At 50.6% G+C, this 21,004-nt stretch carries 17 protein-coding genes and 1 pseudogene; 15 read left to right on the top strand and 3 right to left on the bottom strand.

Features of this window, described 5'->3' with window-relative positions; translation table 11 throughout:
• Positions 1-40 precede the first annotated feature (40 nt).
• Positions 41-2,857: an FAD-binding and (Fe-S)-binding domain-containing protein gene (locus H511_RS0116235; protein WP_036759855.1), complete on the bottom strand. Its 2,817-nt coding sequence runs from the start codon at positions 2,855-2,857 to the stop codon at positions 41-43.
• A 281-nt stretch (positions 2,858-3,138) separates the two neighbouring features.
• Here H511_RS0116235 and H511_RS0116230 point away from each other — a divergent pair, with 281 nt between their 5' ends.
• The 4 genes from H511_RS0116230 (at position 3,139) to H511_RS0116215 (ending at position 6,728) form a co-directional block, all read left to right on the top strand.
• A complete protein-coding gene (locus tag H511_RS0116230) occupies positions 3,139-3,528 on the top strand; it encodes a DUF805 domain-containing protein (protein WP_027253253.1) in 390 nt (129 codons plus the stop codon).
• Between the two features lie 149 nt (positions 3,529-3,677).
• Positions 3,678-4,046, top strand: coding sequence for a hypothetical protein (locus tag H511_RS0116225; protein ID WP_155804922.1), 369 nt, complete (start codon positions 3,678-3,680; stop codon positions 4,044-4,046).
• A 59-nt stretch (positions 4,047-4,105) separates the two neighbouring features.
• Positions 4,106-6,205 carry a protein-disulfide reductase DsbD family protein gene (locus H511_RS0116220; RefSeq protein ID WP_051288275.1) on the top strand — a complete coding sequence of 700 codons (2,100 nt, stop codon included), beginning with the start codon at positions 4,106-4,108 and terminating at the stop codon, positions 6,203-6,205.
• A gap of 4 nt (positions 6,206-6,209) precedes the next feature.
• The gene (locus H511_RS0116215) at positions 6,210-6,728 is read left to right on the top strand and encodes a protein disulfide oxidoreductase (RefSeq protein WP_027253250.1); all 519 of its coding nucleotides are present in this window, start codon (positions 6,210-6,212) and stop codon (positions 6,726-6,728) included.
• 67 nt (positions 6,729-6,795) lie between these two features.
• Here H511_RS0116215 and H511_RS0116210 read toward each other — a convergent pair whose 3' ends face one another.
• Positions 6,796-7,338, bottom strand: a complete 543-nt coding sequence (locus H511_RS0116210) for a hypothetical protein (RefSeq protein WP_036759904.1) — start codon at positions 7,336-7,338, stop codon at positions 6,796-6,798.
• Positions 7,339-8,032: 694 nt separating this feature from the next.
• On the opposite strand from H511_RS0116210, the gene H511_RS23665 reads away from it, so the two are divergent.
• The 7 genes from H511_RS23665 (at position 8,033) to H511_RS24685 (ending at position 17,831) form a co-directional block, all read left to right on the top strand.
• The gene (locus H511_RS23665; RefSeq protein ID WP_248616617.1) at positions 8,033-9,409 is read left to right on the top strand and encodes a TolC family protein; all 1,377 of its coding nucleotides are present in this window, start codon (positions 8,033-8,035) and stop codon (positions 9,407-9,409) included.
• A gap of 2 nt (positions 9,410-9,411) precedes the next feature.
• Complete coding sequence (locus tag H511_RS0116195) at positions 9,412-11,121, top strand: efflux RND transporter periplasmic adaptor subunit (RefSeq protein WP_027253248.1); 1,710 nt, start codon at positions 9,412-9,414, stop codon at positions 11,119-11,121.
• Positions 11,118-14,246, top strand: coding sequence for an efflux RND transporter permease subunit (locus tag H511_RS0116190; protein ID WP_027253247.1), 3,129 nt, complete (start codon positions 11,118-11,120; stop codon positions 14,244-14,246). Before H511_RS0116195 ends, H511_RS0116190 begins: the two co-directional genes overlap by 4 nt.
• Positions 14,247-14,333: 87 nt before the next feature.
• On the top strand, positions 14,334-14,822 hold the full coding sequence (copI, locus tag H511_RS0116185; protein WP_027253246.1) for a copper-resistant cuproprotein CopI: 489 nt from the start codon (positions 14,334-14,336) through the stop codon (positions 14,820-14,822).
• A 483-nt stretch (positions 14,823-15,305) separates the two neighbouring features.
• Positions 15,306-16,004: a hypothetical protein gene (locus H511_RS24190; RefSeq protein WP_051288274.1), complete on the top strand. Its 699-nt coding sequence runs from the start codon at positions 15,306-15,308 to the stop codon at positions 16,002-16,004.
• Positions 16,005-16,135: 131 nt separating this feature from the next.
• Positions 16,136-17,041 (top strand): DUF2971 domain-containing protein, encoded by a 906-nt coding sequence (locus tag H511_RS0116175; protein ID WP_162144622.1) that lies wholly within the window; start codon positions 16,136-16,138, stop codon positions 17,039-17,041.
• A gap of 418 nt (positions 17,042-17,459) precedes the next feature.
• The gene (locus tag H511_RS24685) at positions 17,460-17,831 is read left to right on the top strand and encodes a hypothetical protein (RefSeq protein WP_155804918.1); all 372 of its coding nucleotides are present in this window, start codon (positions 17,460-17,462) and stop codon (positions 17,829-17,831) included.
• A 15-nt stretch (positions 17,832-17,846) separates the two neighbouring features.
• On the opposite strand, the pseudogene H511_RS24680 reads toward H511_RS24685, so the two are convergent.
• A pseudogene (locus H511_RS24680) lies at positions 17,847-17,957 on the bottom strand (IS110 family transposase); the annotation flags it as partial.
• A 284-nt stretch (positions 17,958-18,241) separates the two neighbouring features.
• Between H511_RS24680 and H511_RS0116165 the strand changes: the two are divergent.
• The 4 genes from H511_RS0116165 to H511_RS0116150 all read left to right on the top strand — a co-directional run bounded on the left by H511_RS0116165 (position 18,242) and on the right by H511_RS0116150 (position 20,826).
• The gene (locus H511_RS0116165; protein ID WP_027253243.1) at positions 18,242-18,511 is read left to right on the top strand and encodes a hypothetical protein; all 270 of its coding nucleotides are present in this window, start codon (positions 18,242-18,244) and stop codon (positions 18,509-18,511) included.
• A 120-nt stretch (positions 18,512-18,631) separates the two neighbouring features.
• Positions 18,632-18,880 carry a DUF3297 family protein gene (locus tag H511_RS0116160; protein WP_027253242.1) on the top strand — a complete coding sequence of 83 codons (249 nt, stop codon included), beginning with the start codon at positions 18,632-18,634 and terminating at the stop codon, positions 18,878-18,880.
• Between the two features lie 357 nt (positions 18,881-19,237).
• Entirely contained in the window at positions 19,238-20,242 is a 1,005-nt protein-coding gene (locus H511_RS0116155) for a S66 family peptidase (RefSeq protein WP_027253241.1), read from the top strand.
• A gap of 113 nt (positions 20,243-20,355) precedes the next feature.
• Positions 20,356-20,826: a GrpB family protein gene (locus H511_RS0116150; RefSeq protein WP_027253240.1), complete on the top strand. Its 471-nt coding sequence runs from the start codon at positions 20,356-20,358 to the stop codon at positions 20,824-20,826.
• The last annotated feature ends 178 nt before the right edge of the window (positions 20,827-21,004 follow it).

Genomic DNA, 21,004 nt, shown 5'->3' with positions numbered 1-21,004 from the left:
ACTCATTGTGCACTCACCCTTTGTGTACTAAGGGTGTGCGCTAACGGGCCACTTCATCTACCAGATATAAAATAGATTGATAAGGTATGCCACTGTGGTGCGAGAGGCCGATTTCGCAGGTACGGCTGTTGCTGAAACCACGCCGGCAGTCTGGCGGAACCTGAGCTTTCAAGGGTTCCAGCGAGGCAGCATTCAGCTCAGGGACACTAAATCCTTTATCGCCCGCCCAGCCACAGCACTGAATGTGCTCCGGCACGATCACAGTGCTGACACAGGCTCTGGCCAGTTCCAGCATGTCATCTTCTAGCCCCATTTTGCGGCTGCTGCACGTGATATGCAGCATCACAGTGTCATGCTGGCGTTTCAGCTCCAGGTGAGGCAGCAGGTAATGCAGCACCAGGCCAACAGGCTCGACAATATTCATCAGCCGGCTGAAACTTTCCACGCTGCGTTTGGCGCAGGGGCTGGCATCAATCAAAATCGGGTATTTGCCCTGTTCACTGGCCTGCCAGAGCGCGTCTTCCAGCTGCTGGCTTTTTTGCGCCGCAGGCTCTGTCATCCCTTTGCTGTCGTAGGGCATACCACAGCAGAGCTCGTTGACGGCCGGAGGGATAACAACATCAAACCCTGCCTTGGTAATCAGTGACATTGTCACTTCTGTGAGCGGGCGCTGGTCGGGATTATCTGGCTGCTGCCCCATAGTGCGGCTGGCACAGGAAGGCAGGTACACCACTTTTTTCTCGCCGTGTACCGGGCTGCTGCCGGTTTCAGTTAACTGATGGCGGTTGACTGTCGGCAACTCTGGCAGCCATTGCGGTGTGCTGTTGTGGCTCCAGCGTCTGGCAGTGTGGCTGATCGCTGTCATTCGGCGCTCACCCAGCAGAGACTGGGCAGACTGCGCCACACCCAGACCGGTTTTCACTAAGCGGGTCGTGGTGGCGAAGTGATCCGCGGTCCAGCGAGCAATCGGCGCAAAGCGCTGATACTTGTCGGTACGCAGTTTTTTGATCAGATCCCCTGTGTTAATGCCCACCGGGCAGCGCTCGGCACACAGCCCTGTGGCCGCACAGGTATCAATGCCCTGATACTGAAAGACAGCTTCCAGCGCTTTTGCGCCGGCGGTGTGACCGCTGCGACGGCGATGCTGTAGCTCACGGTATAACACAATGCGCTGGCGCGGGGATAAAGACAGCGTCCGCGACGGACAGACAGGTTCGCAAAAGCCGCATTCAATGCAGCGATCCACCAGATCGTCGGCCGCAGGCATGGGTTTCAGGTGGCGAATATGGGCATGCGGATCGTCATTGATGATCACCCCGGGATTCAGCAGCCCTTGCGGATCGAACAGCCGCTTGATGCGCTGCATCAGCTGGTAGCCTTTTTGGCCCCATTCCAGCTCGACGTAAGGTGCCATGTTGCGGCCGGTGCCATGTTCGGCTTTCAGCGAGCCCTGATATTTGACGGCCACCAACTCGGCGACAGCATCCATAAAGGCACCGTAACGGTCGATTTCACTCTGAGCATCAAACCCCTGGGTGAACACAAAGTGCAGGTTACCTTCCAGCGCATGGCCGAAAATGATGGCTTCGTGATACCGGAACTGCGCAAATAAGGCCTGTAAATCACGAACACCTTTAGCCAGATCTGCAACAGGGAAAGCGACATCTTCAATGATGACAGTGGTGCCGGTTTCCCGTACTGCTCCCACGGCGGGGAACATACCTTTGCGGATCGCCCACAGGGTATTGACAGTGGCCGGCTCAGAGGTGAAGGGCACAGATTCGATGACGGTAAACGCCGACAAACTGGCCATGATGGTGTCGCACTGACTGAGCAGTTCGTCGTGCGTACCTGCCCGGCTTTCAACCAGCAAGGCGGCGGCTTCCAGATCCAGATGGGCGATAAAATCGGGCATACCGGCTTTATCGGCAACAGAGCGCATCGCGCGGCCGTCCATCATTTCGACGGCGGAGACAGGGGTAGTGGCAAGCACTGAGGTCGCTTCGCTCGCGTGCTCGATATTGCTGAAAACCAGTAAAGCAGAAGCTTTGTGAGGGTGCTCGATAACCGTCTTGTAGGTAATGTCGGCGATAAAGCCCAGCGTGCCTTCCGAGCCGATCATCAGGTGTTCAAGAATATCAATAGGATCACTGAAATCGGTCAGTGCATTCAGCGCGTAACCTGTGGTGTTTTTCAGCCGGTATTTATGCTGAATTTTTTCTTTCAGAGCCGGGTGAGTGTCGACGTCTTTTTTCAGTTCAGACAAATCGCGGAGCAATGAGGCATGGCTGCGGCGAAAGGCGGCTTTACTCTCTTCATCGCGGGTGTTCAGTACCGTGCCATCGGTCAGGACAACCGTCATACCGTCTACGGTGCGATAGGAGTTCTGCGCCGTACCGCAGCACATACCGCTGGCATTGTTGGCCGCGATCCCGCCAATTTTACAGGTGTTGATCGAAGCGGGATCCGGCCCGATCTTGCGTCCGTAAGGGGCCAGATAGCGGTTAGCATCCGCGCCGATAACACCGGGTTGCAGGGTAATTTTCAGCCCGTCATCTTCAATGTGATGGCCTCGCCACTGATCGCTGAGGGTGATCAGTACCGAATCAGAGACTGCCTGTCCCGACAAGCTGGTGCCTGCTGCACGGTAGGTGTAGGGAATGCTCAGTTCAGCACAGGCGCGAATAACCTCAATGACTTCATTCTGATTGTGCAGGCGAAGCACTATCTTTGGGATCAGGCGGTAGAAGCTGGCATCGGTGCCATAGGCAAGGCGCTTGGCTTCATCTGTGATGATCTGCTCGGCATCAAGTAGGGTGCCAAGCTGTTGGAGCAGTTGCTGGTAGTTGTCCGTCATAGTTGCCCTTGCTCGTAGGCGAATAGTTGAGGAGTCTGATGCTTTTATTTATGAATCATGAAGATACTTTGAGTGTAGCGCGTAACAGCAAACAGACTTTGCGCTTGATCTCAGCTTTTGCTGCCTGGCGGTACTTCTGTTAACAGGTGTGAACCCTATCGCTTTCCTTATTATCAGAAGAGAAAAACTATAATTTTGTGATCTGACTCTATACTTGAGTGTAACTGACCCTGGTCACCTGCAGAAATTTACCTGACAGCCTTCAACCTAAGGGATTGAGCATGAACTGGTATTTATACGCACTCAGAAAGTACGCGGTGTTTTCAGGTCGCGCGCAGCGACAGGAGTACTGGTATTTCTTTTTGATCAACCTGGTCATTACTCTGGCGCTGGGCATAGCAGATAATTTGCTCAATACGCCGGGCACTGGCGAGGGGACAGGCTTACTGGGCGGTGTGTATTCGCTGGCGGTACTGATCCCTTCGGTTGCGGTAGGGGTGCGGCGCCTGCATGACATCGGCAAATCAGGCTGGTGGATGTTGCTGAGTCTGATCCCGGTCTTGGGTTTCGTTATTCTGCTCTTTTTCTTTGCCAGAGAGGGCCAGCCCGGTCCGAATGAATACGGCAATAACCCGAAAGAAGAGAGCGGAATGGGCCATATGGCGATGTAAGCAGCAGCCGGACATGCCTGGTAACACTCTGTGGGTTACCCTGGCGTTATTTCGTGGTACTTTCCTGTGGATGATGCTGAAACCTAAGTCAGCGCATCTCATAATTACGGATCAGGGTACGAGACAGACAGCCAATCATGCAGCATTTCTTGCGACGACATTCCTTAGCACACTGGGCGCTACTGTTAACGGTCTGGGTGGTGTTCGTGTGTCTGTCGAAAAACACGGCTCTGCTGGCGCTCTGTCCGAGTCAGTCTGTCGAGGCTGTGCAAATCTTCTCTGCCAGTGAACGGGCTGAGCCTCAAGCGTCGGCAGATTCCTCTGAGTGTGATTTGTCGGAACAACTGCTACAGGTGAAATATCAGCAGCTTGATACGCTCTTTCTGATCCCCATTCTGCTACTGACACTGTTGCTTGCAGGCCTGCTCGGTGCGGGCTGTCTCTCTCCGCCTCCGTCTCGTGAGCCTAAAGTCCCTAAAAGGCGCATTCATTTAACGCTTTGTATTTTCCGGGAATAACACACATAGCATCTGGCGTGATGCCAAAAAATCTGTGTGTTTATTACTTAGGAAAGACAATGCAAAAGAATTTACGATTGACCATCAAATGGCTGACCAGCAGCGGGTTATGGCTGTGCCTGTTATTTATGTCTGTGGCCCAGGCATCAGTTGTCAGCACGGGCTGGCTGAGCGACCCCAATCATCCGCCGGTTGAAACACGCTTTGTGTTAACCGGACAGACAGATGCTGTTGCAGGGACAGTAGCCGGTTATCTGGAAGTGCGCTTGCAGCCGGGCTGGAAAACCTACTGGCGATCACCCGGTGAAGGGGGCGTGGTACCCAGCATCAACTGGCAGGATTCGGCGAATATTGCCGAACTGGACTGGCAGTGGCCGGTACCGCAGCGGTATGACGTACTCGGTGTGGAAACCATAGGCTATGCTGAGAATGTTATTTTTCCGATGACCATCAGGGTGGAGGATTTTTCTCAGCCTGTGATTCTGCTGGCTACTCTCAGCCTGTCTTCGTGCTCGACGGTTTGTGTGATCACCGACTATCCGATTGATTTATCTTTTATTCCCTCAGAGCTGACGCCTTCAGAGACTGACATGCGCCGCTATGCACAAGCGTTAAGCACTGTGCCGCAAGCCTCTTCGCTGGCTGAGATCAAATCAGCGATCTGGGATGCAGAGCAAAGCAAACTGCAGGTAGTTTTGAGCAACGAGCAGGGCTGGGTCAAACCTGATCTGTTTATTGATGGTGATGCCGAGGCGGTCAGAGACAGCCATTTCTCGCGGCCGGACATCAGTATTGAGGGGAGCACCCTGACGGCGCAGATAGGCGTGTCGAGCTGGTTCGGTCAGCCGGATCTCGAACAGCAGTCGCTTACTGTGACTGTGACAGATGATGCGGTGTTGTCTGAACACAGCCTACAGGTGCAAAGCGGTATCGTTACCGCTCAGGCAGGCCACAGCTTACTGGTCATGTTCGGCCTGGCGCTGCTGGGCGGACTGATCCTCAATATCATGCCGTGCGTGCTGCCGGTGCTGGGCATGAAACTCTCTACCGTGCTGACGGCCGAGAAGCAGGAAAAGCAGCAGATCCGCCTGCAGTTTCTGGCCTCAGCCGGCGGGATCATCAGCGCATTCTGGCTGATTGCACTGGCACTGGTGGCGCTGAAGCTGTCCGGACAGGCTATCGGCTGGGGGATACAGTTCCAGAGCGGGGCCTTTCTGGCCGTGATGGTACTGGTGACCTTCATGTTTGGTGCCAATATGCTGGGGCTGTTCACCATCAGCCTGCCGTCGGGCATCAGTACCTGGCTGGGCACCCAAGGCGGCAAAGGTTATGCCGGGCATTATGCGCAAGGTATGTTTGCCACCTTTCTTGCCACGCCCTGTTCTGCGCCATTTCTCGGTACGGCGGTCGCCTTCGCCCTGGCGGGCAGTGTCGGCAATCTGGCCGTGATCTTTACCGGCCTGGGGCTGGGAATGGCACTGCCCTGGATGGCGATTGCGCTGTTCCCGTTTATGGTGCGATGGTTACCTAAGCCGGGTGTCTGGATGGGCAAAATGAAAGTCCTGTTCGGGATCATGATGCTGGCGACAACACTATGGCTGCTGACGCTGCTGGCCCCACACTGGCCGATCTGGTCGCTGTGGCTGGCAGGCATTGCGGGGATGAGCCTGATTGTCTGGCGATCCGTCAAAGTGTTTGGCGCCAAGCCTGTGGGCGTGCTGGGCAGCGTGTTTATGATGATCAGCGCGGTTGTCCTGCTAACAGCTAGTCTGACGGCTGAAAAGTGGGCGACACCTTTGCCACCTGAGCCAAGCTGGCAGCCGCTGTTTGCTGCTGACATCGGTAAGCAGGTTGCGCAGGGGAAAACTGTGTTTGTGGATGTGACCGCAGACTGGTGCATCACCTGTAAAGCCAACAAGGTCCGCGTCCTGCTGCAGCAACCGGTTTATGACGCGATTCAGCAACCCGATCTGGTGCGCATGCAGGGAGACTGGACAATTCCTAACGATGCAGTGACCGCCTATTTGCAGGCCAATGGAAGGTTCGGTGTGCCATTTAATATTGTTTACGGACCGGGTGCCCCTCAGGGTATCGCGTTACCTGTGATTTACACCAGCGAGGATGTGATGCTTGCGATTCAACAGGCTCAGGGAGGATAAATCAATGAGTGAAGAGCACAAAAGGCACACGGGAAAGTGGAAAAAGTGGCTCAGAGAGATCCTCTTTTTCACTGTGCTGCTGACGGTGGTTTCAGTGGGGGTTGATCTCTGGCGAAGTCAGTCTGTGCCGGATGACACGCCTTTTACCCTGAAAGCGCCTGATATACAGGGTGAGGCGGTTGATATTGCGGTGCTCAGTAAAGAGCAGCCTGTGATTGTGTATTTCTGGGCGACCTGGTGCGGCGTCTGCCGCTTTGTCACCCCGAGTGTCAACTGGCTGAGTCAGTATTATCCAACGGTCGGGATTTCTTTGACGTCCGGTTCTGATCAAAAGCTGCAGCAGTATTTTGCCAACAAAGGGCTGGGTTTTCAGAATGTGAATGACGAAAAAAATGTGCTGGGCCGTGAATGGGGGGTGGCGTTTACGCCGACTGTGTTTATCGTCCGCGATGGTAAGGTTACCTTTATCACCAGTGGCATCACCACACCGCCGGGCTTGCTGGCAAGGATCTGGCTGAGCTGAGGCTTTGGTTCAACTAAGGTTGATTGATTTGAAAGCCTGTCTGCCTCTGCGGTAGGCAGGCTTCATGCTATCGGGACAGATCCTGCCGACGGCTGAGATCTCTGGCTAAAATCAGCGCCAGCCCGATGATCTGCAGAAATAGCGCGAGGTTTCTTAAGCCGGAAATGTGCGCCATCAGGCGGGTGTGCTTATCGGCCAGTGAGAGATTATCGATAAAGAGCTGATTGATCTTTTCTCTGAGCAACTCTTGCTCGGTACTGAAGGCAGCCATGAGCCCTGTCAGCTTGTCTGTTGCCAGACCGGCAAATGTCGCATTGTGCAAGGGCGCCAGTTGATCTTGTATTTCCTGCTGAACCGGGGCGGGCAGTGGCGCGCCGCTTAGCTCACTGAGCGACACCAAGTTCAGCACTAACTCCCGCTTTCGTTCTATCCCTTCAATCTGCTGCCAGGTCAGGCTGATGAGCTTTTCATTATTGTTTTGCTGCTGGACGAGCTGGTTGGCATCAACCGTGGCACCGTCGATATAAAAGTTGGTCATCAAGGCCGAGACGATATTGAGCAACAGCCCTGTGGCGACAAGTATCCAGGTAGGAACCGACCATCTGCGCATCAGTTGAAATCCGGTAGCAACACTCTCTTTAGTATGACCAGGCTGGCGCGGCATTTGTTGCAAGGGTAAGAATGCGCGAAAAAAGGGCGTAGTAGCCATGTGGCGTGATTGACTTTTTTTGTCACAGGTATCATTTTTTTTATTAGAGGAGTCCATCAGTATTGACCTTCCCCTAGGGGAAAGCTTTAGGCTGTAGGCGTTCAGATATTCATAGGCTGGTTATGCGTCGGAAATCACGTCGGACAATCTGGTTAACCTTATTGACTTCACTGGTACTTATAGTATCGGGTGTGGTCAATAGCACGCCTTTAATGACTTTCAGTATGATAAGTGACAGCATGATACCGGCTGAACATCACTGTGCCGGTATGTCTCACATGGCTGACAATGAGCACTCAGAACACAGCGCGCAGCAGCCACCCGGTTGCGATCATGACATGACCATGGCTCACACCTGTTGTACCGCAACCTGTAGTACAGCCTTTGTGCTGCCCGTTCAGCATCAGCCTTTTTCTCTTAATAGCCAGCTAGCTTTGAGACCGGCAGAGAGCATCGTCTCTGTGGTTTACACTTCCCAGTCCCTTTACCGTCCTCCCATCGCCTGAATCCATTCTTCGTAAGTTGTCTCACCGCGAACTGACGGTGAGTCTCGTTTTTCTGCCGCTTTCCGGCAGCAAACAGAATGGATGTTATGGTGAAAAAACATATGCATGCTTTGGCGCTGAGTCTCAGTGCCGCCTGGCTGTACCCGGCATGGCAGTTTCCGGTCTGGGCAGCAGAGACGCTGGACGTTTCCGCCCACAAGGAAGTTCAGCCCGCATCGTTACAAACCTTGATCGCGCTGGCTGTACGCAATGACGCCAGTCAGGCGCAGCTCGCGGCGCAGTCCAGTGCGCTACGTGAAACGGCCGTCGCCAGTGCCACTCAAATGGATCCCAAACTGAAAGTCGGTGTCGGCGGTTTGCCGGTGGACAGCTTTCAGTTTGATGACGATCCCATGACCAATATTTCTGTCGGGTTGATGCAGCAGTTCGAGCGCGGAGACATGCTTGAGCTGCAGGCCAGAAAAGTGCGTCAGCAAGCGGAAGGCGTGGACTGGCAAATTCAGGCCCGGCAAAGGGAGGTCGCCAACAGCATTACTCAACTGTGGCTTGAATTGGGCTATCAGCAATATGCCGAACGCGTGTTAAGGGAAAATCAGCGCCTGATGTCGGAAATGGCCGGTTTTATCCAGACCAATTACGCAATTGGCAAAAGTGAAGCTCAGGATTTGCTTCAGGCTCAGCTTCAGGTGAGCCGGCTGGACGATAAACTTCAGGCCAACCGGCAGAGCCAGCGTAAATTGATGTCGCAGATGTCCGAATGGCTGGGAGCTGACTGGTTGTCGGCGAATGCTTCACTGGCTGCCGGTTATCAGCTTGACGGGGCCGCGCTGGACGCTGTGCTGAAGTCGCACAATGGCACGAGTCAGTTTTACGCTTTGCTGGCTCAGCACCCCATGGTGGCAATGACTGAAGCGGTGATTTCAGCCAGTCAGACTCAGGCAGATATCGCTGGCGAAGCTTACAAGCCTCAGTTTGCCGTGGAAGTCATGTACGGCTACCGGCAGGCCAATAATATGCGAGGCGAACCGGCTTCGGATCTGCTCAGTGCTTATCTGACGGTGGATCTCCCGCTGTTTACGGACAACCGTCAGGACAGAAACCGCGCCGCTGCCCACTATCAGGTTGGCGCAGCCAAATCTCAGAAAGACCTGCTCCTGGCTCAGATGAACGCCAGGGTCAATGCCTTGCTGGCCGACAGACAGAGTCAGACCGAGCGGTTGGAACGTTATCAGAACAGCTTGCTGCCACAGGCGAAAGAAAGGACCCAAGCCGTGGAACGCGGCTATCAGAATAACACTGCGCAGTTCAGTGATGTGATCAATGCTGCCAGCGATGAACTGGCACTCAAGCTGGAACTGGCACGTTTGACGGCCGATCTCAGCCAGACCAGCAGTACGCTGGCATTTTTGCTGGGTGGTCAAGCCTTGCAAACTCTCGCCCCATCACTGACAGACCAAGGAAAATAATAATGAAAACAATCACAATCACTGTGCTGGCGCTGCTCATTGGCAGCACAATCGGCTATGTGGGCAGTCAGTACCTCAGCGGTCAGGCTCTGTCAGCCAATAGCAGCGACGCATCAGCGGATACCCCCAAAGCCCCGCTGTACTGGGTAGCGCCTATGGATCCCAACTACCGGCGGGACCAGCCGGGAAAGTCGCCGATGGGAATGGATTTGATCCCGGTTTATGAAGAAGACCAAGGCGGTTCGAAAAGTAAACCGGGTACGGTGCGTATTGATCCGGCGGTGGAAAACAACCTCGGCGTGAAAACGGCTGCGGTGTCTGTCCAGCCATTGTCGCCCAGAATAGAAACCGTCGGGTATGTCGCTTTCGATGAAAGGCACTTGTGGCAAACCAACGTGCGTGTCAGCGGCTGGGTGGAGAACCTTTACATCAATGCGGTTGGTGAGCAGGTGAAGCAAGGAGATGTACTCTTCACCCTGTATTCGCCGGAACTGGTCAAAGCCCAGGAAGAGCTATTGAATGCGTACCGTACTAAACGTGATGGCCTGATCAAAGGCGCATTTGATCGCCTGGTGTCGCTGGGAGTTGATAAGGCACAAATTCAGGCCATCGCCAGAAGCGGCAAAGCGCTGCAGACAGTGAAAGTGAAGGCCCCGGCAGACGGGGTGATCGCCAGCCTGAATGTCCGTGAAGGGGCGTATCTGTCACCGGCGCAGTCGGTGATCAGTGCAGGGCCGCTGAATACTGTCTGGGTCGATGCCGAGGTGTTTGAACGCCAGGCGCATTGGATAACGACAGGCAGTAAAGCCACTATGACGCTGGATGCCCTGCCGGGCAAAGCGTGGCAGGGGCGTGTGGATTATGTCTACCCCATTCTTGATCCATCCACCCGCACTCTGCGGATGCGGTTAAATTTTGACAATGCGGCGGGCGAACTCAAACCCAATATGTTTGCCAATATTGTGCTGGAGCCCGAGACAGAGGAAGCGGTGATGACGATTCCGGCCTCTGCGGTGATTCGCTCCGGCGGCATGACGCGCGTGGTGCTGTCAGAAGGTGAGGGGAAATACCGTTCTGCCCGGATAGAAGTGGGTCGCCAGGCAGCAGAACACATTGAAGTATTGCAGGGATTAAGCCTGCAGGACAGTGTCGTGACCTCTGCACACTTCTTGCTGGATTCAGAATCCAGCCAGTCGGCAGATCTGGCACGCATCAATGGTGTTGAACCTGAACAAGCCACAGTATGGGCAACCGGTGAAATCACTGAAGTCATGGCCGATCACAAGATGCTGACGATAAACCATCAGCCCGTACCGGAATGGGACTGGCCGGGCATGGTGATGAATTTCACCCTGGCTGACGGCCTGGAAATGGCACCGCTGAAGACGGGACAGACACTGGATTTCGAAATTACCAAACTAGAATCCGGCCAGTATCAGGTGGTGGATTACAAGGTGCAGGATCAGCCTGCCGCCCGGGAAATCTGGGTAAAGGGTGAAATTACAATGCTGATGGCGGATTTCGGGATGATCACCCTGTCACATTCAGCGGTGCCCGAATGGCAATGGCAGCCGGGCGAAATGAACTTCACCGTCGATGACAGTATCGATCTGTCTGCGTTTACAGAAGGACAAACCGTCCGCTTTCTGATTGTCCGCAATGGCAGTGAGTACAGCCTGAAACAACTGAATGCGGCCGGGGGTGAGCAATGATAGCTGCCATTATTCGCTGGTCACTCCACAACCGTTTTCTGGTGCTGATAGCGGCCCTGTTCCTGACATTGGCGGGCCTGTACAGCGTTAAAAATACCCCGGTCGATGCACTGCCGGATTTATCCGATGTACAGGTGATCATCAAAACCAGCTACCCGGGACAGGCACCGCAGGTAGTCGAAGATCAGGTGACTTATCCGCTGACTACCGCCATGCTGGCAGTGCCGGGTGCCGATACGGTCCGTGGCTATTCCTTCTTTGGTGACTCGTACGTGTATATCATTTTCAACGATGATACCGACATGTACTGGGCGCGTTCCCGGGTACTGGAATACCTCAGCCAGGTTGCGCCTAAGCTGCCGGCGAACGCGAAACCGACCCTGGGCCCGGATGCGACCGGTGTTGGCTGGGTATACAGTTATGTGCTGCAGGATAAAACCGGCCAGCACGATCTGGCTGAGCTGCGCAGTCTGCAGGACTGGTTTCTCAAGTATGAACTGCAAACCGTCAACGGGGTGTCGGAAGTGGCCACAGTCGGCGGCATGGTGAAGCAGTATCAGGTGCAGATAGATCCAGCCAAGCTGCGCGCTTATGATTTAACGCTCCAGCAGGTCAATAACGCCATTCAGCGTGGTAATCAGGAAGTTGGCGCATCGGTTATCGAAGTGGCCGAAGCCGAGCACATGGTCAGAACAACCGGCTACCTGACCGGCGTTGACGATCTGAAAGCGTTGCCCCTGAAAACCACAGCCAAAGGCACCCCCTTGCTGCTGGGAGATATCGCCGATATCAACATTGGCCCGCAAATGCGACGCGGCATTTCCGAGCTGAACGGCGAAGGTGAAGCGGTAGGCGGCGTGATTGTGATGCGCTATGGCGAGAACGCCAGTCAGGTAATTGAGGCGGTGAAAGCCAAACTGGCAGCACTGCAGCGCAGCTTGCCGGACGGTGTCGAGATAGTGCCCACTTATGACCGTTCAACCCTGATTAACGCTGCGGTTGAGAATCTGTGGCAGAAACTGGCGGAAGAGTTCATCGTGGTGGCGATTGTTTGCGCCATCTTCCTGTTCCACATCCGCTCCTCACTGGTGATAGCTATCAGTCTGCCGGTCGGTATTTTAGCGGCCTTTGTCGTCATGCACTGGCAGGGGATCAACGCCAATATCATGTCGCTCGGCGGCATTGCGATTGCTATCGGCGCGATGGTCGATGGCGCGATTGTGATGATTGAAAATGTGCACAAGCACATCGAGCGCACACCGCTGACAGATCAGAACCGCTGGCAGGTGATCGGCAAAGCGGCAGAAGAAGTCGGTGCGCCTTTGTTTTTCTCCTTGCTGATCATCACCCTGAGCTTCGTGCCTGTGTTCGCGCTGGAAGGTCAGGAAGGCAAGATGTTCTCGCCGCTGGCTTACACCAAAACCTATGCCATGGCTGCAGCCGCCGGACTGGCGATCACGCTGGTTCCGGTGCTGATGGGCTACTTTATTCGCGGTAAGGTGTTGCCTGAGCACAAAAACCCGGCCAACCGCGGGCTGGTGGCCCTGTACCGGCCGTTGCTGAATCTCAGTCTGGCTTATCCTAAAGCCGTGATTGTGGTGGCACTGGCGCTGCTGGTATCAGCCTACTATCCGGCCGCCAGAATGGGCAGTGAGTTCATTCCGCCGCTGGACGAGGGCGATCTGATGTACATGCCAACCACCTATCCTGGCATTTCAGTTGGCAAGGCGCGTGAGCTGCTGCAGCAAACCAACAAGCTGATCAAAACCGTACCGGAAGTGGAAACCGTGTGGGGCAAGATTGGCCGGGCAGAAACCGCAACCGACCCGGCGCCGCTGACCATGATAGAAACCGTGATTCAGCTCAAACCGCGCGATCAGTGGCGCGAGGGCGTGACGACAGCATCGCTGCGCAGAACCTTCGACGATCTGGTGCAGTTTCCCGGCCTGACCAATGCCTGGGTGATGCCGATAAAAACCCGCATCGATATGCTGGCAACGGGGATCAAAACCCCGATAGGGATCAAAATTTCGGGGCCGGATCTGAAAACAATAGAAACCATCGGCGCGCAGATTGAGCCCATCCTCAACGCGATTCCGGGCACGGCTTCTGTCTATGCCGAGCGGGTTGCCGGCGGGCGCTATGTCACCATTGATATCAAGCGCCGCCAGGCTGCGCGTTACGGATTGAACATCCAGGACGTTCAGCAGGTGATTGCCTCTGCAATTGGCGGTGTGAACGTCGGCGAAACCATTGAAGGGCTGGAGCGTTATCCGATCAATGTCCGTTACCCGCAGGACTATCGGGATTCCGTGGTGAAACTGCAGAACCTGCCACTGGTCACGCCTAACGGCGCCCGGATTGCCCTCGCCGATGTGGCCGATATTCGCTACGAAGACGGGCCGCCGATGATCAAAACAGAAAATGCCCGTCCCAACGGCTGGGTGTTTGTGGATATTGAAGATCGTGATCTGGGCTCTTACGTTGCCGAAGCCAGAGAGATTGTGGCCCGCGAACTGTCGCTGCCAGCCGGTTATTCACTGACCTGGTCCGGGCAGTATGAATATATGGAACGGGCTAAGGCAAAACTCAGTGTGGTTACGCCTGTTACGCTGATGATCATTATGCTGCTGCTGTATTTCAGCTTCCGGCGGGTAGGGGAAGTGCTGGTCATTATGGCCACCCTGCCGCTGGCAATGGTGGGCGGCGTCTGGCTGATGTATCACCTGCAATACAACTTCTCGATTGCGGTAGGCGTCGGGTTTATCGCATTGGCAGGCGTGGCGGTCGAGATTGGCGTCATTATGCTGGTGTACCTCAATCAGGCTTGGCACTGGCGCAAATTACAGGCGGAAGAACAACAGAATCACCTGCAGCCACAGGATCTGACCGACGCTATCCGGGAAGGGGCCGGGCTGCGTGTCCGCCCTGTGATGATGACAGTTCTAACAGTCATCATTGGCTTGATTCCCATTATGTACGGCTCAGGCACAGGCTCGGAAGTCATGCAGCGTATTGCCGCACCTATGATTGGCGGTATGGCGTCAGCCTTGCTTCTCACCTTGCTGGTGTTGCCGGCCATTTTCAAGCTGTGGAAGCAGCGCGAAGTGACATCAAACCGTTAATTATCTATGCCTTTCTCCTGCCTGACGGGAGAAGGGCACAAACGTCAATTACATCAACATAATTTGCTGAACAGAAAGGAAATACAGATGAAAAAAACAGTACTCGCCCTGATCATCACACTGGCCTCGACGCCCGTCCTTGCGGATGAGATGGGCCACGGCTCAATGGATCATTCAGGGATGAAAATGGATGGCATGTCTGCTGTCGGTATGCCCGCCAAAGGCGCCAAACCCGACAAAGTGGTTCACGTTATTCTCTCCGATGACATGAAGATCCGCTTCAAGAAAGATGTGCAGATCGAAGCCAACGATGTCGTGCAGTTTGTGGTGATGAACACAGGTAAAATCGACCATGAGTTCTCCATTGGCTCAATAGAAGAACAACTGAAACACCGGGAAATGATGCGCAACATGACAACCGGCCATGATCACGACAGCGGCTCAACCGTGACGGTGAAACCGGGTAAAGCCAAAACCCTGCTCTGGCACTTCCACGGTGAACCAGAGGTCGAGCTCGCCTGCAACATCCCCGGCCACGCCGAAGCCGGTATGGTGAAGAGCATCATGGTGCAGTAATCCAACCCCGTCAACAGCTTACACTCCACCTACCCAAGGAGGCACAGCCTCCTTTTTTCTCGCCTCAGAACTTGCCCTAATGCACAGATATGCAACTTAAAACACATCAAAGCGTGAAACAGCAGCCATATCTGAATATCATGTAAAAGCGTCAAATTTCCATAATACGATTCACTTCAATGTGAAGGGCGGTAGCGTGTCTGTTGAAGAAACTTACTTGATTGTTGATGAATCGGTGGTGGCATGTCAGTCATATTTGAACGGCTGTAAATGAACAGACCTGAGACTATAGAATATCGCTTTATTATTTCGAATCACTTGTCACTGATTGACGATGCAACGTACATGAATGATGAAATTATATGTGAATCGTTGTTAATTCTTTAATATAAAATGCTTACGTTTATAGCTGTGTAAAGAAATATACTACAAAGTTATATGACTTGATGTCATAGAATAAGATGTTATCTGGAGACTTAATTTTTGAACCCTGAGAGTGAACTTGAACTAGGCGAGAATCGGGTAGATAGCTTGGTTTCGCTTGCGAAAGGTGTTGTGGGGGCACTGCCTGTCGCTGGGCCCTTGTTCTCCGAAGTAATTGGGGCCGTGATTCCTAATCAGAGGGTAGATCGGATCGTTGGATTTCTGCATGAGTTGGATCAACGATTGAGGCTTTTGGAAAGCGTTGTGCAATTGAACAAGTATTCTGTCGATCTCTTTGAAGATACTCTGCAGCAGGCGTCAAGGGCTATTACCGAAGATCGAAATAAATTACTAGCTAATTACTTTTCTAAATCGATCAATGTTGACGAAAATGAGTACGAGACGAAAAAGAAAATATTACAGGTTCTCGCCGAGTTGACGGATGTTGATATTGAAATATTGGGATTAATTGATAGGCATGGCTATCAAAGTACAGCAAGAGATTACTACCCTGGGCACCTAACAGAAGGTCAGTATGAGAAGCTAAATAACGATGAGAAATATCAGTTTAAACTTGGGCAGGTTTCGTTCGACACGCACATTTTTACTCTCGAGCGGAACCGATTGATTGAAGCTGAGCGTGAAGAGCGAGATGAGGGTAATAGTCAGCGGCACATAGATCCGAAAACAGGATTGCCCAAAATTGTGAGCTACAGAGTTTCAACTTTTGGGGAAGTTCTATTGTACTCAATCAGATAACAAGTGCAGTCTAGGGACGCGCCTGACGTTGCGCCCCTGCTGCAAGTGTTATTTCATTGGATATTTACTAAGTAGCAGGAGTTATAGTTACTTTGACTTTGTTATATAAGTACATGCCCTTGAGGTTTGAAATGTTTAGTGATCCTCTGCTACGCCTAACACCTCCATCAGAATTAAATGACCCATTCGATGCAAAGCCGACAAAGTCTGGCGTTGAAAAGAAGGTTGATTTCTTTTTTCAGGATTCAATTGATTCAGATAACGAATTATCTACAGATACCGTTGAGTATTATAAGAATGAATTAGAATCAAAATTGAATGGTTATGGTGTTATTTCATTGACTGAGAATCCATATAGTCTGTTGATGTGGTCACATTATGCAAGTGAACATAAAGGAGTTGTTATCGGAATTGCCAGTGACGAAAATACGTTTGACTATCATGATGGTTTTACGATGACGTGTGGTATTTCTAAAATAAAACCAGCAAGGGTTTCATACAGTAGTCGTAGACCTGGTTTTGAAATGCCAGATGATTGCATATACGAATACTTTGAAAATAATTTCTTTTCACACTTTGCTTTGACGAAAGGTGATGACTGGTTGTATGAAAAAGAACATCGCTATCTACTTAGCTTGAATGAGGCTGATGTTATAATTGCCGACTTATCATCTTTAGAAGTGGCGAAATCTATTTCTGATTATGGTGTTTTATTTGAAAATATATCAGGCAATAGTTACAAAATTGAAGCTAAAAGTGTAGATGTTAGGAGTAGTTTGAAATGGTGGTTGTGCTTGGCCTATAATCGAAGAATTATATCCAATGTGAAATTCTTTAAAAGAATAGTTCCTAATGCTATACGATCCGTTTATTTTGGATGTAAAGTCGATAATGCCGATATTAATAGAACGATTGAAAGTGTAAGAGAAAGCCCAAGGTTTAGCTCAAATGTAAATTTTTATCGATCAACGCAAAGTGTTGAACGATTTGAAATCGACTTTGAACTCTTAGATGAAAACTATGCATTCAGAAAATAATAAAAATAAGGATAAGTGTCGCGCAGCAGACACTTAGAATTACAAGGATAGGCACATTAAAGCGAAATCTGATGAAGTTGTTCTTTCCGGATGTATCAGCCCAAATACATTTCGATGTGATATACCACTGGTTTCACTTTAGGTAATGGCTGGCGGGATATTAGCAAATGCCGAGAGAACATTTGATCGTGCTATTGTTTTGTGAATCAATACATTGCCTCTGTGATCTTCGCCGTGGATACTGAAGCTAGGCTAGTCTCAGTTAATGCCATAGACAAATTGTGACATGGTGGCCTCCGGTCGTTACAGGATCAGACTTATCAAGGTGGCAAAGCATGATGAGGGGGAAGTCCATGTCATTGGTTATAAGCCTTTGTACAATGCGACCATATAAAAGAATCTAAAGTAGGGGAATACAATGTCACAATTTATTGATGAATTACATGAGCAATACAACCTTTGGGTAAATTACCTTAATTATACGATGGCTCCGTGGATATTTGCTTTAGCTGTGGGTTGCTTTCTCGGTGACTCTCCTCAATGGCTTACACTCTGTTGTATCGCATTTATCTGTCTTTGGGGGTATAAAAATCCTAGTTATCCTCTTAACTTGATCAAACTAAATGAAAAACGACGTAATCAAACAAATACGGATTACTTGTATCGCGGTTTTTTGTCCAAAAACATGGGTATACTTGCGGTTGTGACAAAAATGCCCCTGTTCTTAGTGAGCGCATTATTCTTAGCTGTTGTTTCAGTCGGAATTACGAAGTCAGCTGTAGGCTTATAACAAACGACCATGGCGTCAATCATTAAATGCTGATTCTGCATTCCATAAGACGCCATCGCGCAACATAGAATTTAGGATTACAACCATCTTCCTGACACAGGCGATGATCGCCACTATTTGGGGTTTCTTTCAGCCAGAAGTCGTTGATGGCTGCTTACAAGGACAGTCACCTAATGAGTTCTTTCCGGCGTTGTCGGGTGTGCATCAGGAGAATGCTGCGAACGCAACCGGACTTGCAGCGTGATCTTCACACAGCGAGTTATTTCTGATAAAAATATATTCAAATCAGTGATATAGAAACTTTGTAACCTGGTTGTTCATGAGAGCGACGCAATCAGACTGGTTTGGTCTGGCAGAGCCTGATGAAGAGGCCAGCTTATTCGTTAAGTAAAAAATGGAGAAAGAAGAAATTGGACAGTAAAGAAGATATTCAGTATGCATTTGATTTTTTTGATGTAATTTTTAAGTTGATGCTGCTTGCTCTGATTGGGTGTGCTGTCTTTTTTTGGTTTCATAACTTTGAACGGTCATTTGCGATTGCCAATACCGGCGCTTCTGTCGGCGTGTTTTTAGCTGCACTATCGGCGCGTTCAGCAACGACATTCAAGGACAAAGCACTTGTTATCATCGGGTTACTCTGCACGGTTGGTTTTCAGATCTGGTCAATGGCTGCGGCCTGAGGTTCAAATTACCAGGACAGTCACCGTACAGTTACAGTCGAAATAGTGCCTCTGTCTGGTTGAGCACCGGGCGGGCATTGTCTACAATGGCGCACTTTGTACATACTTCAGGTCATGAACATGAGCGACATTAACGATAAACCAGCTTTACCCGATCACCTTGCCGGTAACCCTCGCAGCCCACACTATGTGGCAGAGTGTTTTGAACACCATATCGGTATTCGTCTGAATGGCAAAGAGCGTACTGATGTTGAAGAATATTGCATCAGTGAGGGTTGGGTCAAAATCCCTTCACCGAAAGCAAAAGATCGTTTTGGTCAGCCAATGTTGATCAAACTGAAAGGCCAAGTAGAAGCTTTCTATAAATAAGCAAGAAGCTTTCAATAAATAAGTGGTTTTTTACTGCTTATCATCCAACACATAGAGTGAGAGAATTGCTGGCTCTATGTGTTGGTTCAACTGTCTGTATAAACATATCGGCAGCTTTCATATCCCCATGCTCGTTATTTATACTTGTTACTAAACGTTTGGCGTTTAATGCAATTTAAGCGTTTACGTCATTGGTGAGTTACAAAATGTGCTTATTCATCCCAGATTGTGGCGCTATATAAAAGGAGGTGATTTTGAACCAGGAAGGTCCCAAACTCGAGCAATTACCACTTCAAAAAGAACTCGTTAATTCTGCATGTGGTTTTTTATTTTTAGCATCATGGAGGATAGTGACTTTTGATATTCCCAAAAGCATTAACCATTGGTGACAAAATAGGCTTCTTTTCACCGTCATCACCGGCAACAGTATTCGCGCCCAATCGATTTTCAAGAGCAAAAGCCTACCTGGAAGGTCAAGGGTTTGAGCTGGTTGAAGGAGCCTTGACAGGATGTTCAGACTCATATCGCTCTGGATCAATTCAGGCCAGGGCTGAAGAGTTCAATCAGCTTATCCGAGATCCAAGCATTCGATGCATTATGTCGACCATTGGCGGTAATAACAGTAATTCATTATTGCCATATATTGACTACGAAGCACTTAGAAAAGATCCAAAAATCATTATTGGTTATTCCGATGTGACTGCACTTTTACTTGGTATTTATGCACAAACGGGTCTTGTCACTTTCTATGGACCCGCTTTAGTGGCATCGTTTGGTGAGTTTCCGCCTTTAGTTGATGACACTTTTCAGTCATTTCTGGATATATTGAGTTCAGAGAAAAGTGAATATAAATATGTTATGCCTGAACGCTGGACAGACGTTAAACTGGATTGGGAAACACAAAACACGGCAAAGCGTGTTTTTAGCAACGAATGGACATTTCTTGGGGGTGGGAAAATCACCGGGCGTATTATTGGCGGTAACCTGAATACAATGGCAGGTATTTGGGGAAGCTATTATATGCCTGAAATACATTCAGGTGACATACTGTTCATTGAAGACTCATTAAAAGGGATTGAAACTGTTGAACGCTCGTTTGCTCACTTAAAGGCTTGTGGCGTCTTTGACAAGGTTGGAGCGATAGTGCTTGGTAAGCATGAGCTTTTTGATGACAAAGGAACAAGTCGCTCGCCATTAGACGTCCTGCTTGAAATTCTTAATGGTCAGAACATGCCAATATTATATGGCTTTGACAGTTGTCATACCCATCCCATGTTGGTGACACCTTTAGGTGTCCAAGCCAGCATTGACTTTGATAATCAGGTTTTTCAGCTGGAGAGCCCGTGGTTAGTCGGGAAATAAGCAATGATTCAGAGAGCTCGTTACCAGGACAGACACCGCATAGCGCATTACATAGCCATTACCAGGACAGGCACACTATTCGTAGTTAGGACAATTGATGATTAAGAGGAAAGATGAAATTTCTTAGTCCGTATCAGTATCAGAAAGCCTGTCATGAGCGGTTTGATTATTATCTGAATCAAGTACGGAGGCTGTTGCCAGCAGCAAGAGTCGAGCATGTGGGAGCGTCATCCGTTCCAGGCGCTATTTCAAAAGGTGATCTTGATATCTTGATCGGCGTTGATGCGCACGAACTGGAAGATTCTGCGCGTATTTTGCTCACCTTGGGGTTTCAAGAAAAGAAAAACACACTGAGAACAGCTGAACTATGCATGCTTGAGTCAACAAGCGAAGATGTGGCTTTTCAGGTGGTAGCGATAGGCTCAGAGTTTGAGTGCTTTGTAGATTTTCGTGACAGGTTACGCACATCTCCAGATTTAGTGGTTCAGTACAATGAGTTAAAGAAATCGTGTGAGGGTTTGTCACACGACGAGTACCGTGAGAAGAAGTCGACGTTTATTGAGCACGTTTTAGCGCAGGTATAGCGCGAGAGATAATTAATAAGGACAGTCATGATAGTTAATAGGACAGTCACGCATAAATCAGAGCCAGGAAGGCCTGTACCAGATTCAAAAATTCGCTTTCATTTGCTTTTTATAAAGACTGATTGACAGCGTGTTGGAATGCAAAGTGAGATTTTATGCATCTGGCATGATTTCCAGG

The organism is Photobacterium halotolerans DSM 18316 (genome assembly GCF_000425165.1).
In the GTDB taxonomy this organism is placed as follows: Bacteria; Pseudomonadota; Gammaproteobacteria; order Enterobacterales; family Vibrionaceae; genus Photobacterium; species Photobacterium halotolerans.
The sequence above is the reverse complement of the archived record's forward strand: the minus strand, read 5'-3'. Positions and strand labels throughout refer to the sequence as shown.

Bases quoted from the DNA above. Each gene is read 5' to 3' on its own strand.
- H511_RS0116210 (WP_036759904.1), bottom strand. From the start codon at position 7,338: ATGCGCAGATGGTCGGTTCCTACCTGGATACTTGTCGCCACAGGGCTG.
- H511_RS24685 (WP_155804918.1), top strand. From the start codon at position 17,460: ATGTCACAATTTATTGATGAATTACATGAGCAATACAACCTTTGGGTA.
- H511_RS0116190 (WP_027253247.1), top strand. From the start codon at position 11,118: ATGATAGCTGCCATTATTCGCTGGTCACTCCACAACCGTTTTCTGGTG.
- H511_RS0116235 (WP_036759855.1), bottom strand. From the start codon at position 2,857: ATGACGGACAACTACCAGCAACTGCTCCAACAGCTTGGCACCCTACTT.
- H511_RS0116230 (WP_027253253.1), top strand. From the start codon at position 3,139: ATGAACTGGTATTTATACGCACTCAGAAAGTACGCGGTGTTTTCAGGT.
- H511_RS0116160 (WP_027253242.1), top strand. From the start codon at position 18,632: ATGAGCGACATTAACGATAAACCAGCTTTACCCGATCACCTTGCCGGT.
- H511_RS0116220 (WP_051288275.1), top strand. From the start codon at position 4,106: ATGCAAAAGAATTTACGATTGACCATCAAATGGCTGACCAGCAGCGGG.
- H511_RS0116175 (WP_162144622.1), top strand. From the start codon at position 16,136: ATGTTTAGTGATCCTCTGCTACGCCTAACACCTCCATCAGAATTAAAT.
- copI (WP_027253246.1), top strand. From the start codon at position 14,334: ATGAAAAAAACAGTACTCGCCCTGATCATCACACTGGCCTCGACGCCC.
- H511_RS0116215 (WP_027253250.1), top strand. From the start codon at position 6,210: ATGAGTGAAGAGCACAAAAGGCACACGGGAAAGTGGAAAAAGTGGCTC.
- H511_RS0116195 (WP_027253248.1), top strand. From the start codon at position 9,412: ATGAAAACAATCACAATCACTGTGCTGGCGCTGCTCATTGGCAGCACA.
- H511_RS0116150 (WP_027253240.1), top strand. From the start codon at position 20,356: ATGAAATTTCTTAGTCCGTATCAGTATCAGAAAGCCTGTCATGAGCGG.